This is a genomic window from Lachnobacterium bovis DSM 14045 (assembly GCF_900107245.1).
Classification (GTDB): Bacteria; Bacillota; Clostridia; order Lachnospirales; family Lachnospiraceae; genus Roseburia; species Roseburia bovis.
On the sequence record NZ_FNPG01000016.1, the window covers coordinates 1 to 17,581 of the forward strand.

Annotated in this window: 14 protein-coding genes; 13 read left to right on the forward strand and 1 reads right to left on the reverse strand. The window is 31.1% G+C overall.

All coding sequences use genetic code 11. The features are described from left to right. Window positions 1-267 (forward strand): integrase core domain-containing protein (locus BLV79_RS07045; RefSeq protein WP_143470229.1); only part of this gene is annotated, 267 nt, incomplete at its 5' end. Here the strand turns inward: BLV79_RS07045 and BLV79_RS07050 are convergent. Further along, on the reverse strand, window positions 250-807 hold the full coding sequence (locus BLV79_RS07050; protein WP_074717499.1) for a helix-turn-helix domain-containing protein: 558 nt from the start codon (window positions 805-807) through the stop codon (window positions 250-252). The two genes, BLV79_RS07045 and BLV79_RS07050, sit on opposite strands and share 18 nt — an antisense overlap. Window positions 808-1,391: 584 nt before the next feature. Here BLV79_RS07050 and BLV79_RS07055 point away from each other — a divergent pair. The 12 genes from BLV79_RS07055 (at window position 1,392) to eno (ending at window position 17,492) form a co-directional block, all read left to right on the forward strand. Continuing rightward, window positions 1,392-1,682: a WXG100 family type VII secretion target gene (locus BLV79_RS07055; protein ID WP_074717501.1), complete on the forward strand. Its 291-nt coding sequence runs from the start codon at window positions 1,392-1,394 to the stop codon at window positions 1,680-1,682. A gap of 301 nt (window positions 1,683-1,983) precedes the next feature. After that, window positions 1,984-2,367, forward strand: coding sequence for a hypothetical protein (locus tag BLV79_RS07060; RefSeq protein WP_074717503.1), 384 nt, complete (start codon window positions 1,984-1,986; stop codon window positions 2,365-2,367). A gap of 16 nt (window positions 2,368-2,383) precedes the next feature. Beyond that, complete coding sequence (locus BLV79_RS07065; protein WP_074717505.1) at window positions 2,384-2,659, forward strand: TIGR04197 family type VII secretion effector; 276 nt, start codon at window positions 2,384-2,386, stop codon at window positions 2,657-2,659. 18 nt (window positions 2,660-2,677) lie between these two features. Then, the gene (locus BLV79_RS07070) at window positions 2,678-5,008 is read left to right on the forward strand and encodes a hypothetical protein (RefSeq protein WP_074717507.1); all 2,331 of its coding nucleotides are present in this window, start codon (window positions 2,678-2,680) and stop codon (window positions 5,006-5,008) included. Between the two features lie 17 nt (window positions 5,009-5,025). Next, complete coding sequence (locus BLV79_RS07075; protein WP_074717509.1) at window positions 5,026-5,598, forward strand: hypothetical protein; 573 nt, start codon at window positions 5,026-5,028, stop codon at window positions 5,596-5,598. Next, window positions 5,595-6,911, forward strand: a complete 1,317-nt coding sequence (locus BLV79_RS07080; protein ID WP_074717511.1) for a hypothetical protein — start codon at window positions 5,595-5,597, stop codon at window positions 6,909-6,911. The genes BLV79_RS07075 and BLV79_RS07080 overlap by 4 nt, the downstream gene beginning before the upstream one ends. Before the next feature lie 117 nt (window positions 6,912-7,028). Next, complete coding sequence (locus tag BLV79_RS07085) at window positions 7,029-9,329, forward strand: YhgE/Pip domain-containing protein (RefSeq protein ID WP_074717513.1); 2,301 nt, start codon at window positions 7,029-7,031, stop codon at window positions 9,327-9,329. A 177-nt stretch (window positions 9,330-9,506) separates the two neighbouring features. Continuing rightward, window positions 9,507-9,947 carry a type VII secretion protein EssA gene (essA, locus tag BLV79_RS07090; RefSeq protein ID WP_029067495.1) on the forward strand — a complete coding sequence of 147 codons (441 nt, stop codon included), beginning with the start codon at window positions 9,507-9,509 and terminating at the stop codon, window positions 9,945-9,947. Beyond that, window positions 9,932-11,164, forward strand: coding sequence for a type VII secretion protein EssB/YukC (locus BLV79_RS07095; protein ID WP_074717515.1), 1,233 nt, complete (start codon window positions 9,932-9,934; stop codon window positions 11,162-11,164). Before essA ends, BLV79_RS07095 begins: the two co-directional genes overlap by 16 nt. Then, entirely contained in the window at window positions 11,145-11,369 is a 225-nt protein-coding gene (locus tag BLV79_RS07100) for a hypothetical protein (protein WP_022747760.1), read from the forward strand. Before BLV79_RS07095 ends, BLV79_RS07100 begins: the two co-directional genes overlap by 20 nt. A gap of 62 nt (window positions 11,370-11,431) precedes the next feature. Next, a complete protein-coding gene (essC, locus tag BLV79_RS07105; RefSeq protein WP_074717517.1) occupies window positions 11,432-16,015 on the forward strand; it encodes a type VII secretion protein EssC in 4,584 nt (1,527 codons plus the stop codon). Between the two features lie 181 nt (window positions 16,016-16,196). Beyond that, window positions 16,197-17,492, forward strand: coding sequence for a phosphopyruvate hydratase (gene eno, locus BLV79_RS07110; RefSeq protein ID WP_074717596.1), 1,296 nt, complete (start codon window positions 16,197-16,199; stop codon window positions 17,490-17,492). Window positions 17,493-17,581 lie beyond the last annotated feature (89 nt).

Consider the following 17,581-nt stretch of genomic DNA (forward strand, 5'->3'; position numbering starts at 1 on the left):
AAATATGGTATTGTCCAGAGCATGAACAGTGCCGGTGGCAGATGTCACGATAATGCCAGATGTGAAAGCATGTGGGCGAGATTTAAAGAAGAACTGCTTTATGGACGTTACGATACCACTATCATGACGATTGAAGAATTAAAAACACTTATCTGGAGATACTTTATCAGCTATTGGAATAACCGGAGAATATGTTCTGCCAATGGCGGATTACCTCCGATAGTTAAACGACAACAATATTATTTATCGTTACATGAAGCAGCATAGTTCAAACATCCTTGAGAAAAAAGTGTAAACTGTTATTGACAATTTCAGTTCTTTTAAAAATGCATTCTCTATTCTTAACTTAAGCAATTCATCTTCTAATTCTTTTACATGTTCAATACTTGTGTCAACAACTGTTTCTTCACAAGGTTGAACATTTATATTTTTCTGATGTTTATCCAATGCTTTCTTCCTACCTTTCTTATGCGGTCTCAGCGCATCAGGACCAGAAATGCTAAAGCGATTAACCCATGCAGCAATCATACTAGGATTGCTTATACCTTCTTGAATGGCCAACTCCTGATATGAAACCTCATTTGATAGATAAAATTCTACCACAGAAAGTTTCTTTTCGAAAGAATACTTTGCTTGTTGACGAGAACGCATTAAGCCTTCATCACCAAAGGACTGGTAGTTATTGACCCATTTTTGTATATTTTCTTTATGTGGACCATAGACGGATGAAAGATACTTGTAGCCTCCTTCACCTCTTAAATAGGCATCAACAATTTTTTTCTTAAACTCGTAACTGTACTTAGCCATAAAAATACCGACCTCCAATCGTTAGATTTTTGGTCTAACTTTGTACAGTCGGTGTCGGTTATAGTTATCCAAACTTAATATAGTGCATTTGATTTTAAATAAGTCTTCTATCCCATGCCCTAGGAGGTGAAGGTTTGAAGGACAAAACAATAAACACAAAAGAAACTAAACCAAACAGCTACGAAAAAAACAGAAAACTAAAAAAATAAAAACAACGAAAAACTCAATAAAATTAGCAAAAAAATGAAACTAAAAAAATAAAAACAAAAAAGTTTCCTAAAACGCTTTTTTTTGGGTAACTGAGTGCTATAATAATAGTGTTGATCGACTTGGTCGCATTAGCAAAGATTACTTTATATTTTTAACATAACTCAAATATCATTGTTTGGAATAGTTAATGCTATAAGAAAAATAAAAAGAGCATTAAAAGATATTTGAGTAAAAGTAAGAGATTATGTTGAAAAAATATGAAAATCGCTTTTTTAAAGAGAAAAGAGTTTAGTTTGATTTACTTTTGCGATTGTGTTTACGTAAGCATGAAGAATTAACTTAAATATTAAGTAGCACAATAGGAGGATGTTAATATGGCATTAAAAATGGACTTCGAAGAAGTTAAGGGATTTGGAACAAATATCAAGGCAAAATCAGAAGAAGTAACTAATTTACAGAACTTTTTAAATCAAGTAGTAAATGAACAGTTACCAGGAATTTGGCAAGGACAAGGATATGAAGGATTCCAGCAGAGAGTAAGAGAAATGGCTCCAAGCTTCGAAGCAATGAGACAGTTAATAACAGACATCGGAGATGGAGTTATAAAAAATGCAGAAGCATATCAAGAATTTGATACAACAATTGGTTCAAAGAATCGTAACTAGATTTTAAATACCAAAGAATCAGAACAAGCGATTGGATTAGCAAAGAAGTAATAGTATAAAAGAGAAAATGTAAAACCAGATAAATATATGATTATGTGAAATATAATTATTTAACAGATAAATAGTCTGAGTAGGATTTTATAAGCTAGTCTGATAACTTGATTAAATCAGGTAAAAAAGATTAAGAAAAATCCCTATGCTCGCAGAAAACTGCAACATAAAGGAATGACAAGGTGCAGTTAGTATGTGTGGCATAGGGATTTTTTGTAAAGAAGCTTGTTAAGGTAATAAGGAGACACGAATGGAAGCAAGTAAATATGATAAAGATTTTTTGAAGAAGGAAGAGCGTAGAAAAAAAGAAGATAGGCTTGTGTCAGAACTTAGGAAAAATCAAAGGATGCGTGAAGACTTAGAAAAAAATCTTTATGAGATAGAGAAAGAAAATGAAAGGTATTCTGAAGAATATTTTGAAGGTTTAAGAGAAATAAATAAAATTGCAGAAGAAACATGTAATTTAAAGGAACCGAAGATATCTCAATGCGTGGAAAATATCAGGAATAATATTTTAAATATGCAAAAACAAAGAGATGAGTATTTGTCAAACTATAAAAGATTGATTTATAGTGATAGAGAAAAACTTGAAGAGGAAGAAAAAGATATTAGAACAAGACTATCAGCTATATAAATAGGAGAATAAAGAAATGTCAGGCAAATATAATATAAATGAAAACTTTATAAAGGACTGTGCCAAGAAAATAAAGCAAAGCTGTGATAAACTAGCAAAAAAAGATTTATCTCCAGTAGATAATGTAACTACGTTAACAGCTAATCATAACTTGCAGACTTCATATCAAGAGATGGAAAATTTGAATGAAAAATTAAAAAAAGCCATCACAGCAGATGCAGATAACATTACGAAACTATTACAGGCACATATAGAACATGATAAAGCAATGAAGAAAGAAAATACAAAATAGAAGTAGGAGGTTATGATAATGGCACAAAACGGAATGCTGGATCGAGATATGTTAGTAAAAGAATGCGGTAGTGCAATAGATAGATACCAAGAAGTATGGAGTACTATTAAAGCAAAAGAAAAAGATATAGATAGTTTTACAACAGATAAAACAATAGAGAGCAAAAGCTTTGACAATTTAAAAGCAGTAATGTCAGATTATATATTAGTAATTGGTGCAATGGGAACAGCAGTAAATTTTGATTTAAATGATTGCCAAATGTTAAAAAAGACTATAAACAATGTAGATATTAACAAGATTGATGTAGGAAATTTACAAAATCAAGTAGCTACTGCTGAAACAACAATAGAGACAAATAAAAGCCGTCTTGAGAATACTCAGAAAAATTTAAATAGCTGTGCTAATGATAATAGTGAGGCTGCAGCACAAAGAAGTACACAATTAAGAAATGATATAAGAAATTATGGTTATAATATAAAAAATTATAATGAAATAGTAAATATATGTAACCATTACATACAAGAATATCAAGATATTGAAAAAAACACATCTAATTTTTTCACGCAAGGAAAAACATATAGAGATAAAGCTAATGGATTGTTAGACGAAATAATGGGGTCATTTACAAATGGACAATATTCTCCAAAGCAGGTTTCGTCATTTAGAAATGAACTAGCAGAAGATGAGAAGGTAAAAGCAACGTTATCAATTGCATATGAATCAAATATTGAAAAGTTAGGAATATCAAAGAACAGAATCCAAAAATTAAAAGAATATGGATTAAGTATGCGAGATATTTACTTTTTATATCAAAATCCTAATACTAGTAAAAAAATTTTATATATAATAAAGGGAGATAAAGAATCTTTAAAAAAACTATTTTTAGAAGATCCGGATATAGTTGATGGTAACACAAAGGCATTCTTAGCAACATATATTAATGTACTGTATCATAAAGATAAAAAAGCATTTTGTGAATTACAGAATGTAAAGAACACTAGTATATATGCTTTAAGTCCAGGAGAAGAATATAGTGCAAAAAAAAACCCAGATGGAAGGACTAGTCCGTATATGGATGAGGTTGCAAGAAGAGATTTCGCACTAGAAAGTTATGAACAATCAATAAAAGATAAAAGCTATAAAACTGCGGCTAAAATATTAGAAGAAAATAATAAGGCATTTGGAAGCTATAGGTCTCAGTGGGATAATGTGATTTTAAGTGGAGAATTAGCTCAGGCAAAAATGTATAGTAATCAAACAGTTAATTGCTATAATGCTGCACATGATCCCAAGAATAAATATAAAAATGAAAATATGAAAAATGCCCAGAGTATGTATTCTTCATATCAAGAAATAATGGAAACAGTTTCAGCAGTAGCAGCTGTGAAGGATTTGAATTCAAAGAATGGAATGGTAATACTCGATAAGCCAGTAAAGGATTCTAAAAACTATACTGAGGGATTTGAGATACGTAAGTATAATTTGAAAGATAAATTATATGAAAAGGAATATAAGACAGTTTTATGCTTAAATGTTGCACAATTTCAAAAAATGTCGGGAACAGACAGTTACAAAAAAATTTCAGATATTCAAGAGGAAGATAATAAAAGAATAAAACAACATAAAGCACAATTGGTAAAGACAGTTACATTTTCTGGTCTACAAATAATTCCTGGAGCGGGAATATTGTATGATACTTTATATAGTGTCGATCAGATAGCTTCAACTAATTATAATTGCATATCAGGACAAGATAAAGTGCCAGAATACGGTCAAACTGGTGTGCATTCTATTTTGAATGCGGGAACAGCTTTAGCACAAGCTAATCAACTTAATAAAGATTATATTAAAATGGAAAAAGACTATGATGAGTCTGTTGATAAAGAATATGCAAAAAGATTTAGTTCATATTGTTATTATGAAAACGGGACAGATGAAGCTGGAAAGCATGTTAAGTCTAAAGTGGTTTATTCTTATTATACGGAACCAGGATTTAGTCCAATATCAAGAATTACGTTAGATAAATGGAAGAAAGGAGGACTTGAATCATTACTGAATATAGAATATAGAGACAGCAAAGAAATAGATGGAACAAAGCAGAAATTAAAATGTGATCCTAAAAAAGAACGAGAAATGTTTATTAAGGAGCTTAAAGAGCAAAATTTGTATGATTTTTTTATGGGTAAGAGCATAGAATGTCATAGTACATCAGCAAAAAGAAGGTTTATAGATGATTCTAAACGTTTTGAAGAATATATAAGAAAAAATCCTTATACAAAAAATTATATAAACGTGGATACGGGAATAGATCTGACAGAGTCATATGCGGAAAGTGAGCTAAAGTATTAGTAAAGGAAGGATAAAAAATGAAAATTTCAAAATATACAATACTAAAATACGTATGCGTAATATCAGTTGAGCTAGTTATCGCTGCATGCGTCATAGATTCGTATTATAAAGTATATAATAAAGGTGAGAAAAAATTGATTGCAATTGATAAGCAATTGTCATTGGCAGAAAAGGACAATGTTATAAGTAAAAAGAAAGATAATGAATCACTTACTGAAGCTTTTGAAAATAGAATTCAAAAAGGTGAAGTTGCAAAAAAGGTTTCAGGCAGATACCAATGTGATTTTGTACCGGCTTGTAAATTTAAAAAAAATATTTATTTTACAAAGTATAATATCTATAAAAAAAAATTCAATAAAAAAGTGGGAGAAGGTTATATTGCTTCAGTTGATGAAGTGATAAATAATAAAAACTTATATCAATGCTATGTATCTGAAAATGGAATATCAATAGATGCATATGATGTCTCTTATATAACTTATATAAAAGTACATAATCCGGATGACAATACTGAAAACTATGAGGTTAAGGAACCTGGATTATTTGTAAATTTTGATTTCAAAAAAGTAAAGGAGACAAGCAAGAAATGAAAAAAAAATTAACCAGATTTTTAAAGAAAAATATTATTTTATTAGTTTTTACTGTTGTTATTTTCATGATAACTTATTTGATTTGTGCTAATAGTTATAAATTATTTGCATATTTTGAATACAAAGATGAAGTTAAAAAAAGTACAGTAAAAAATCATAAGGTTTTATCTTGTGATTTTAATAAGGTTAATGTAAAAAAAACAAAAGATGGAAATTATATACTTATAGATGACAAAAAAGACAGAAGCTTCGATTTGATTTCAAAAAATGAGATTGGCAGTTATTCTTATGAAACACAAGGAAAATATGTTTTAAAATATCCAGAATCATTCGCTTCTCAAAGAAGTAAAATAATAAAAAAATATGAATATGATATTTTTAATTTAGATAAAAAGAAAATTACCCAAAAAATAGATTTAAAATCATTATTAAACAAGTATTGTGGAGACTGCTTTTGGACAGATGATGATATTAAAGAAAATGTTGTTGTGTATAGTGCAAATGGGAAACCATATATTACAGCAGGAAAGGTTAATTCGACTAAAGTAGGATTATATTATCCAGCTTATTTTTTTAAAGACAGTACAGTTGAAGATAATATACCAAGTATGCATGGGTATAGTTATGATACTGCAAAAGCAAATAGTTGGATAGAAAATAAATTTTATACGCAAGTTACGTATGGAGGATTGTATATATCTTTAGACCAAAGGGATATAATAAAGACTCTTTTCTATTATGCAGAAAATATGAGAAATGTATTTCAAAAAGTTGGCACAAACAATAGCAAATTAAATCCAAATGATGTCAAATACAATTTTATTTATAATAAGATTGCTGCTAGAAATAATCCGTATGAAAATATGAAAAAATATCCTAATATTTGGAAATATAGAGATGGTATAGTAAGTGAAGATTATAGCGAAGATTATTATAAGAATGCTTCAATCATGGATAAAATAAGCACTGCAAATGGGGTGAATCTGAGCGTCGGAACAGATTACAGCAATCCATTTTGTAAATCCAAAATAGAATTTTATTCATCAGGTTTAACCCCAAACATGACCAACTTATTCAAAAAATATCCTGAACTTAAGAAATATGTTGGTGTAAAAGGAAAGAAAATCACTTTGTTTGATCATGACTTAGAGAATGATGATCAGGTCTTGCAACTATTTACACCAGAGGGAAAGCCATTAAGCTTTGCAGGTGTAAAGGATGACAAGGTTGGCGAGATAACAGGAGTAGCTGATTATTGCCAAAAGATGAAAGCTTATAATGAAGCTCATCTAGCGGATGACAAACAAAACTAAAGGAAACTCTTATCCAAACTTAATATAGTGCATTTGATTTTAAATAATTCTTCCATCCCATGCCCTAGGAGGTGAAGGTTTGAAGGGCAAAACAGATTAAAAATAGGAGAATTAGGGATGAGAAGAGATAAAATATTATCATGCATTATAGGTGTATGTGTTGCACTTTTCTGCGGAACTATAGGATATCTTTTTGGAGCACAGGGATTTAACATAAATCAAAAAGCTAGAGCACTAAAAAGTCCTGTAACTATCACAAAAGAGATAAAAGAAAAAGGATTTAACACCAAAAAGATAGCCTTAGTTAATGCAGATGAAGCAGTAGTTCAAGGCGGCAAAACAATCAATTACGCAGATAAACTAATTAGTGGAATGCCAAAGAATTTCGAGTCAGTGAGTCTTGAAATGGCCAAGGACGGAGTGAAAAATGGAAACTATGGTGCGTATATCATAATACCATCTACATTTTCACAATCAGTTGTAAGTATAAATTCAACACCGAAGCCAGTTGATTTACAGTATAAAATAAGTTCAAAGATAACTAAAACCTCACAGGTTGATGTGGTTTATGATGTCATCAATTTTGAGAAGAAGTTAAATGCAGGTATGAGTTATATGTACATAAGTAGCATTTTAAATGAATTTCATAATACTCAAGATGGCGCAAGTGTGGTAATGGGTAATGATCAAAAAGATAAACAGGCATTACTTGCTATAACCCCAACTGATTTAACAACATTGGTACAGACTCCAGATTTACCAGAGAGTGCAATGAATCCAATGCCTCAGATTGATACAAAGAGTTGTGATACAGCAATTGATGACATAAATACTAATTATACATACTACATAAGTTTAGGTCAAAAAGATTTAGATAAACTTAAAGAAAGTGGAAATGAATTAGTAAACAAATGGACAGGTGAACCTAAAGGAAATCCGATACCGGCGTCTTCAAACGTAGCACCAAATCCTTTTTTGCCACCAGTTCCAGAACACCAAAATAATAAGCCTGTCAATTATGATGCACAGCTTGAAACAGTATTGAAGCAGGTTGATGAGTATAATGCTAACTTAGAGAAATTTGAAAAAAGTTATTATAGTAACTTAATTAAAGCAAATGCTAATATTGCAGCCTGTAACAACCAGTATGCTGATATAGTAAGTAACTATAACGGACATCTTGAGGATGTAAGAAAACATACATCAGATGTAGTTTTTGATACTTTATCAAAAGAAGGTGGAAAGGTAACAATTAGTTACAAGGATGGAAATCTATTAGTTGATGATGCTAAAACAAATGCATATGATTCATCATTGACAAATGATGTAAACAGTTATAGTAAAGATTTAGAGAAGATGATAACTGAGAGTGGAGATAAAGAGCTTATTGAAAAATACAATAGTTACAAATCCAATCCAGAAAATGCTTCTAAAGTTGCAGCTGTAGATCAACTAAGAAATAATCCAGATGTTGCAGTTGTAAACAAAGCAGGTGTTACAGCACAGATTAATGAAAGTGTCAATTCGGCGCTTCTTAATAAGAGTGCTTCAAAAGATGCTGTAACAAAAGCAGTAAGTGATGCTTTACCACAGAACTTTGATGATAGTATTGATGTTAATGGTGCAAAAACTACAGTAAGGGATTGCCTAAAAAGTACGGACGAATTGTTAACAAAACAAACGAAGAATCAAAGCACAGGACAACAAAATGCAAATGGTGTGATAGAAAAATTTGACAGAGAAGGCTTAAAGTCTAATATAAAGAACAATCTATTAAACACAGTCATAAGCGATAGTTCTAAGACACAAATTGGAATGAATGAAGGACTGCGAAGTTTTGTAGCAGATGTTAATAAATTCAATTTAGGTTCGTATATAGATACTGAGAAGTTAGGAACATCATTTGATTTAGCACGTAGCAAGAATCAGGAGATACAGAAAACTTACGAAGAAAACTTCCTTGCAAATCAAAAGTATATATCTGATTTGACAATGGATTCACAGAATAATATTTTTAAGATGCAAGAATCAATTCATCAGGCAAATGATACATCAAATGCCAATGTTGAATCACTTTTAAACGGGGCAATAGGAGTAAAGGATTCTTCAATCAAAGAAAACAGTGATATCTTGATGGGAATTACACAGAAGCTTCCATACACCAGACTAGGTGAACTTGAAGCAACAAACACTTACAAGTTTATCACAAGTCCGGCAAAACTTAGAAAAGATAAAAAATCATTATCAAAAGGAAGCGGAATAATATCAAATATCACAAGAGACACCGTAAATGATAAAAATTCTTACATTAACATGAAAAATATTTTATATATCATTCTGGTACTGTTATGTATTGGCTTTGTAACATATGTTGTAAAAATAGCAATGCATAAAGAGCAGGAAGAAGAGATATTCTAAATATGTAACTCAGCGTGGAAGTGACCATGCTGGGTTATATTAGCCTAAAATCCCTAATTTTATAGATAAATTAGTTCCTATTCGAATAGAAAAAATAGTGCTATTCACATAGTAAGGTATAGTTTTATTTATACTGAAAAATATACAAATAAACATAGAAAGCATGAGGAGAAGCAGTTGGAAGAAACAGACGTAAATTCAAAATCAGGTTTAGATTTAGAAGTTACTAATCCGAACAGTCATAATGTAAAGGAATATTCTTCTCTTACTGATATGAACAATCTGCCATTATTTTCTGAGCAGTTTGAAAAAACAAAGAGACAAAAAAATAATGGCGATAGAAAGGCAATTAAAGAATTGAACCAAAAAGTTTTTTGTGCCAAAATGCATGGAAATAAGGAAGATGTTAAAGTGGGGCAATTATTTCTTTCAGAAAATCAATTATATTCAAAACAAGAAGAAAGTAATACATCAATAAAAACTTCTTATTTTATACCAATAAGTGGAATATGTATAATTGTTTTTTTATATTTGATGATTGTTTATTGCCAAAAGAGAAGAAGAAAATTGAAAGAAAAATTATATAAGATGGGACAAGAAAAATGGAACGAAAAATAGAAACAGAACAAATTAAAAAATCTAAAATGAACGCAAATTCCATCTACGATTATGCACGAATTACAGTAAAAAATCGTAATTTTGTAGATGTAACTATCCAAGAAGATGATGAGGATTTAATTCAAAAGTTTGATTTGACTCGTTTGACTTCTTTGAAAAAGATTCGTTCAGAAAAATATGATATTATTATAAATATTTTAATAAAAGTGGGTAACTTATTAGATGATTATAAAAAACTTTTATTTTATTTAGAGCCTGCTAATTTGTTTTTTAACAATGACGGAACTTTAAAAGTAAAAAATCGTGATGTCAGAGAAACTACAGATATCAAAGAAGAAGTGATTGAAGAAAATTTCTTAAGAGAATATAAGGCGGTAGTTTGTTGTGCCCTTATAGGAAAATATAGTTTCAAAGATTATATCGAAGGTGGAGAAGATTTATTTTCTAAGAATACAATATCTGAAAAAATCTATTCTTTAAAAACTCCTGAAGAAATTCAAGAATATTTAGATCATTTAAAAACAGAATATCTTAATAATGAAAGTAAAACAAAGATTACAGTTAATAAAACAAAGAATACTGTTATGAGAGTTATGACTTGTGTTCTTGCAATTTGTACGCTTGGTTTAGGAATTTATGGAGGAAGAGTTCATTTTGTAGAACAACCATATAAAGATGCAATTATTAAGGCTGATAATGCATATATTCAAAATGATGACGTTAAATTAATTGAGTCTCTTAAGAAAGTGTCAGTTAATAAACTTGATAAAAATCATAAATACGTTCTTGCCTTAGCGTATTTACAAAGTGAAAATTTATCTTCTAAACAAAAGAAGAATATTAAAAAGAATATAACTTTAAATAGCAATAATAAATATTTAGAATATTGGATTCAGATTGGCCGTTTGCAAATAAATGATGCAAAGGACCTTGCAATGCAAATGTCAGATGAGGAATTGCTTTTATATGCTTATTTAAAAGAAAAGGCCAAGGTTGAGGATGATACCAAACTAAGTGGAGATGAAAAGAGCAGTAAACTAAAAGATCTTGATGGAAAAATAAAAGAGATATCTGAAAAATATAAAGCAAATGATAAAAAAGATTCTAATGATTCAGACAAGAAGAATTCTTCGAATCAGGATAATGCATCAGGTGACAACAGTGTTGCAAATCAAGGTAATGGGGAGGTCTTAGAAGATGCTTCGCCTAACAATTAAAATTTTAGAAAAAAAATTCGACATCATGGTTAAAAAAAATCAGAGAATCATCGAGGTCTTAAAAGTTTTAAAAGAAAATCAATTGTTTTTTTATGATATAAATCAGATGATGGTTTATTCTGTTCGTAATCAAGAATATGTAAATAAAAAACTTACATTTAAGCAAGGAGACATTTTCTCGGGAGATATTTTAGAACTAAAATAGACTAGGAATGAATTAAATAAATAAAACTAAAAACATATTAATTTTGGAGAGGATTATTTTTTATGAAATATATATACGTTGACAAGAATAATAGATATGAAGAGTATCCTGTCAATGATGATGAAAAGATAGAAGAAGGTCAACTTTTTTTTACAGAAGAATATAAAGCATATACAAGAGAAGAGAAGGTTTTTATAAGTGGAAACCTTAACTCGGATATTTATATTCCTGAATGTGGATATAAGATTTTGCTTGATGAAGGTAAGCTTTTTGTTGAGCATTGTGACAGTGAGCAGTGTAACAGTGAGCAGTGTAACAGTGAGCAATGTGACAGTGAGCAATGTGACAGTGAGCAGTGTGATAGTGAGCATTGTGACAGTGAGCAAAAAATTTACTTGGATCAGGTTAGAATTAAGCCAGGTGAGTATAAGTTAGAGAATGGAAGTATTATTCTTTTGCCAGAGTCTAAAATAAAGCTCGTAATTGGAAAGGATTATATTAAAGTTTTTGGGCAAAATTATAAATCAGCTTTATTAGAGACTGACATCAATTCGAATAGAACAGCCCAGTTTCCGATTTATAAGAGATCGCCAAGAATTGTAAAAAGGATAAAAGAGGAAACGATTCGTGTTACCACACCGCTTCCTAACAACTATAAAAACAGAAATAGTTTATTACAGATTATTCTTCCACCTTTAGGAATGCTTGCAGTAACAATTGCAATGGGAATAATGATTAATCGTGGTATCTATATGATTGTTTCAGGAATGGCAACGGTTATGACATCTATTTTCTCGGTCGTCAGATTTTTTCAAGATAAGAAGGATAATAAGGAAACTGAAAAGACAAGACAAAAGATTTTCGCAGAGTATCTCCTAAAGAAGAGAAAAGAAATTTATGCTCAGTGGCAAAAGGAAAAAGATGCATACGAGTATAATTATCCAACTTTAGATAAAATCGAGGAAATGGTTAATGATTATAGTAACAGAATTTATGAAAGAACATCTATCGATGATGATTTTTTAACTATTTCTATTGGACATTATTACGGAGATACTACGTTTAAAATCGAAAACAATATTGATGAATTAGCGCTGAATTCTGATGAGTTTGTTGAAGATGGAAAGAAGTTGAAATTTAAGTTTTCGAAAATGGATAAACCACAGATTATAAATATAAGAAATGCTCATCTAGGACTTGTGGGTGAAAAAAGTATAATCCATGAGCAGCTAAAAAATTATGTGACACAATTAGCATTTGAACAAAGTTATCATGATGTTGAGTTTATTGCAATTTATGATGAACGCTATGACAAGGATTTTAGTTGGATGCGTTGGTTTAAGCATTTTACTATTCACAGCATAAATAGTACAGGGCTGATTAAGGGTGAAAGGCAGCGAGATCAGGTTATGACTAGCATGCAACAAATCCTTAAAGAGCGAAAACAAAAGCTAGAAGAAAGTAAGAAAGAATCTAAATTTTTACCTCATTATATTTTTATAATAGATGAGCCAAGTTTAATTATGGATCATTCTATTATGGAATATTTGGGTGGAGATTTGGGAAAAGAATTAGGATTTACTTTAATTTATACTAGCAATCAGCAGGCAAATTTACCAGAAAATATAGGAACAGTTGTCTTGCTTGAAAATTCAAATGATGCAACTCTTCTTATTGAAGAGAAGGAGTATAAAAATCGTGAGATTCAATTATATGAAACAACAGATATAAATTACGAAATGCTCGCAAGAAATCTTGGCGTGTTAGTTCATGAACAAGGAATTACAAATAATATTCCTGAAAGTATAACTTTTCTTGATATGTATGGAGTAAAAACGCCGGAAGAACTAGGAATTGCAAATCGTTGGGAAAAGAATAATTCCTCAAAAACTTTATCAGTTCCTCTCGGTGTTCGTGGAGAAGATGATATTGTAGAGCTAAATCTTCATGAAAAAGCGCATGGTCCACATGGCCTTGTTGCAGGTACTACAGGTTCAGGTAAGTCTGAAATTGTTCAATCATATATTTTATCATTAGCTATTAATTTTCATCCTTATGAGGTTGGATTCTTATTGATTGACTATAAGGGAGGTGGAATGGCAAATTTATTTAAGAATCTTCCACATCTTATGGGAACAATTACGAATCTTGATGGTAGTGAAAGTATGAGAGCTCTCTATTCTATTAAAAGCGAATTAAAACGAAGAGAGAGTATTTTTAGAGAACATGAAGTAAATCATATTAATGCTTATAATGATTTATTTAAACAGGGCAAGGCAAAAGAGCCAATTCCACATTTATTTATTATAAGTGATGAGTTTGCGGAGTTAAAAAAAGAACAGCCGGAGTTTATGAAAGAGCTTGTTTCAACGGCGCGTGTAGGCCGAAGCCTTGGAGTTCATCTTATTCTTGCTACCCAAAAACCTAGTGGCGTAGTTGATGAGCAAATTTGGAGTAACAGTAAATTTAAACTTTGTCTTAAAGTACAAAATGAATCAGACAGTAATGAGGTGCTTCATACAGCTGATGCAGCAAACATAACACAAACAGGTCGTGCTATTTTGCAAGTTGGTAATAATGAAATTTATGAGATGTTTCAATCGGCATGGTCTGGAGCAAAGTATATGCCGATGGTTGATAAGGAAGTTAGTGTAGATAACAGAGTTTATATAATTAATGAATTTGGTCAGGGACAGTTATTAAATCAGGATCTTCGTGGTAGCATAGAAGAACAAAGAGCAAATAAAACACAATTAGAAGTAATTGTTGAATGTATCCACGATACGTATGAAGCACAGTTGAATTATATGAGAGAAAAAATTGATATGGCTGCAATAGATGATTTGACTAAGGAAACATTAAAATCAAATCTTATTGTTCGACGTCCATGGTTGCCATCACTAACTGATAAGATTGTAAATCCATTGATATGTGAGTTTGAAGCAGAAGCAGCAGGTATTTCCAAGGAAGAGGAAGAAGCAACAAAAGATCTGTCAGAATTGACAGAGCGAGATGTCGCAAATTTAGAAATATCTTACGGTGTGGTCGATATTCCAGAAAAACAAACACAAGAAGAATATAAGCTTGATTTAGCCAAAGAAGGAAATGTCGTAAATGTAACATCTAGTGGCTACGGAAAATCAGTGATGCTTACTAATGTTGCTTTACAGCTTGCTATACAAAACAGCGTGGAAAACCTAAATATGTATATTCTTGATTTTGGTAACAACTCACTTATAGCATTAAAAAGATTACCACATGTCGCAGAACACATAATGATTGACGAAACTGAAAAATTCAATAAGTTTAGGGAACTTATGCTTGAAGAAATGAAAATTCGTAAAAAAGCATTGGCCAAGGCTGTAGTTCAAAATTTTGTTGTTTACAATGAAAATGCAAGAGAAAAGGGACAAAAGCAGTTAAAAGCAATTGTTATTTTAATTGATAATTATGATGTTATAAAAGAAATGGGTTTCGAGATGGAGGATTATTTCACAAAACTTACAAGAGATGGTGTAGGTTTAGGTATTTATACAATAATTGCTGCAAACAGGGAAAACGCTATCAGATACGCAACATTAAATAACTTTAAAAATAAGATTGCAGGATTTAATTTTGATATAAATGAGGCAAAAGCTTTTATAGGTAGAAGTAAATATGTTTTACCAGAAATAAAGGGTAGAGCTATGGTTAAAATCGGCGAGAAAGTAGAAGTAATGCAGATGTATACTCCTGTTGATTTTACAGATGATGTTGATTACGGTAAAAAACTGCGTATTAAAATTGATGAGATTCGAAAAGCAAATCCAAACATCGAAGCACCTCATATTCCAATTTTACCAGAGGACTTAATGTATGATGAATTTATTTCAGAGTATATTAATCCAATTCTTAAACAAAAAGAAGAGATGCCAAAAGTAACAAAAACAGAAGCAACATCAATACCAGAAGAATCAGAAGGAACACGCAGCCTTAATATGAACAACCGTCTCTTCATCGGTTTAAGAGAAGAAGATGTTCAACCAATTGAAATAACGCACAAAGATAATCCATTTATGGTAATGGGAGATGGTGCATGCGGTAAAACTAATGCCTTGAAAGTTTTGATTAAGCAGCTAATTGGAAAAGTAAATACTGAAAATTTATATATTTTTGACTCAAGGAAAAAAGACTTATATCAATTTTTTAAGGAATCAAAATATATAAAAAATACAGAAGAGTTTGAAAACTTTGCAGATAGAATCAAGCGTATCACAAACGATAGAAGTAAAATAATACAGGAAAAAGTAGATAAAGGAGATTCTTTCGAAGAGGCAATAGATGAATTTGATCCAATTTACGTAATCATTGACGACCTTGATGATTTTGCTGAATTTGCAGGAAGTGATTTAGATATAGTTGCAGGAAGAATGGAAAAATCTATTTCAGTTGGTGTAAAATATATCGTTTCTGTTAATTCTACTAAATTAAAAACTACGGATATCTTTTCACGAGCTGTCAAAGGATCTGGAGCAGGAGTACTTGTAGGTAGTCAAGGTTACCTAACAATATTCCCTGTTAAAGTATCTGAAAAAATAGATATATCCGACGGTTTTGTAATGTGCAATAGTATACAAGGAAAAGCTAGAATACCTCAGGCTGATTAGAAACCTATCTAACAAAAAATAAAAAATCCTCTTGAATAAAAAAAGATGTTATGATATTCTATTTATAGTTAAAGATAACTAACTTTAGTGTAAATCATTTAAGACCCTTTTCATTGTTACATTTTTCCTAGCTAGAAAAAAATGAGGAGGGTCAAAATAATCAATCGAAAGGATGTATGTTATGAACTATTTAGAAATTGAAAAAGTTATAGGTAGAGAGATTCTTGATTCAAGAGGAAATCCAACAGTTGAGTGTGAGGTTACATTAGTTGATGGAACTGTTGGAAGAGGTATGGCTCCTTCAGGTGCTTCAACAGGTGAATTTGAAGCATTAGAATTAAGAGATGGAGATAAAGACAGATATTTAGGAAAAGGCGTTACAAAAGCTGTTGAAAATATTAATGGTCCAATAGCAGAAGCAATTTGTGGTATGGATGCATCAGATATTTATGCGATTGATGCAGCTATGATTAAAGCAGATGGAACTAAAGATAAATCGGTCTTCGGTGCAAATGCAATTTTAGCAACATCAATTGCATGTTGTAGAGCAGCAGCAACATCACTTGATATCCCTCTTTATAGATTCCTTGGTGGAATAAACGGAAACAGACTTCCTGTTCCAATGATGAATATTGTAAACGGTGGTTGCCATGCACTTTCATCAGGATTAGATGTTCAGGAATTCATGATTATGCCAGTTGGTGCAAGTTCGTTTAAAGAAGCTTTAAGATGGTGTGCAGAAGTATTCCATGCACTTGCAGCAATTCTTAAAGATAGAGGACTTGCAACATCAGTAGGTGATGAAGGCGGTTTTGCACCTGCACTTTCTTCAGATGAAGAAGCTATTGAAACAATTCTTGAGGCTGTAAAAAAAGCAGGTTACGAGCCAGGTGCTGATTTTAGAATCGCAATGGATGCAGCGTCTTCTGAGTGGAAAACTGGTAAAGTAGGTGAGTATAAACTTCCAAAAGCTGGAACAATTTATACTTCAGAACAATTAATTGAGCACTGGAAGAAATTAGTAGAGAAATATCCAATCATTTCTATCGAGGATGCTCTTGATGAAGAAGATTGGGAAGGTTGGAAGAAGTTAACAACAGAACTTGGTGATAAAGTTCAACTTGTAGGTGATGATTTGTTCGTAACAAATACACAACGTCTTTCAAAAGGAATTAAAAACGGTTGCGGTAATTCTATTCTTATTAAATTAAATCAGATTGGTTCAGTTTCAGAAACATTAGAAGCTATAAAAATGGCACACAAAGCAGGATACACAGCAATTTCATCTCATCGTTCTGGTGAAACAGAAGATACAACAATTGCAGATTTGGCAGTAGCATTAAATACTTGTCAGATTAAGACAGGTGCTCCATCACGTACAGAACGTGTTGCAAAATACAATCAACTTTTGCGTATTGAAGAGCAGTTAGGAGATGCAGCTGTATACCCAGGTATGGATGCGTTTAACGTGAAATAGTATTTTATAGAATACAAGACATTGGATGCATTCAATGAGAAATAGTATTTCGTAGACCACAAGACATTGGATGCATTCAATGAAATAAT

Coding starts and splice junctions, on each gene's coding strand:
- BLV79_RS07050 (WP_074717499.1), bottom strand. CDS start 807: ATGGCTAAGTACAGTTACGAGTTTAAGAAAAAAATTGTTGATGCCTAT.
- BLV79_RS07055 (WP_074717501.1), top strand. CDS start 1,392: ATGGCATTAAAAATGGACTTCGAAGAAGTTAAGGGATTTGGAACAAAT.
- BLV79_RS07060 (WP_074717503.1), top strand. CDS start 1,984: ATGGAAGCAAGTAAATATGATAAAGATTTTTTGAAGAAGGAAGAGCGT.
- BLV79_RS07065 (WP_074717505.1), top strand. CDS start 2,384: ATGTCAGGCAAATATAATATAAATGAAAACTTTATAAAGGACTGTGCC.
- BLV79_RS07070 (WP_074717507.1), top strand. CDS start 2,678: ATGGCACAAAACGGAATGCTGGATCGAGATATGTTAGTAAAAGAATGC.
- BLV79_RS07075 (WP_074717509.1), top strand. CDS start 5,026: ATGAAAATTTCAAAATATACAATACTAAAATACGTATGCGTAATATCA.
- BLV79_RS07080 (WP_074717511.1), top strand. CDS start 5,595: ATGAAAAAAAAATTAACCAGATTTTTAAAGAAAAATATTATTTTATTA.
- BLV79_RS07085 (WP_074717513.1), top strand. CDS start 7,029: ATGAGAAGAGATAAAATATTATCATGCATTATAGGTGTATGTGTTGCA.
- BLV79_RS07095 (WP_074717515.1), top strand. CDS start 9,932: ATGGAACGAAAAATAGAAACAGAACAAATTAAAAAATCTAAAATGAAC.
- BLV79_RS07100 (WP_022747760.1), top strand. CDS start 11,145: ATGCTTCGCCTAACAATTAAAATTTTAGAAAAAAAATTCGACATCATG.
- essC (WP_074717517.1), top strand. CDS start 11,432: ATGAAATATATATACGTTGACAAGAATAATAGATATGAAGAGTATCCT.
- eno (WP_074717596.1), top strand. CDS start 16,197: ATGAACTATTTAGAAATTGAAAAAGTTATAGGTAGAGAGATTCTTGAT.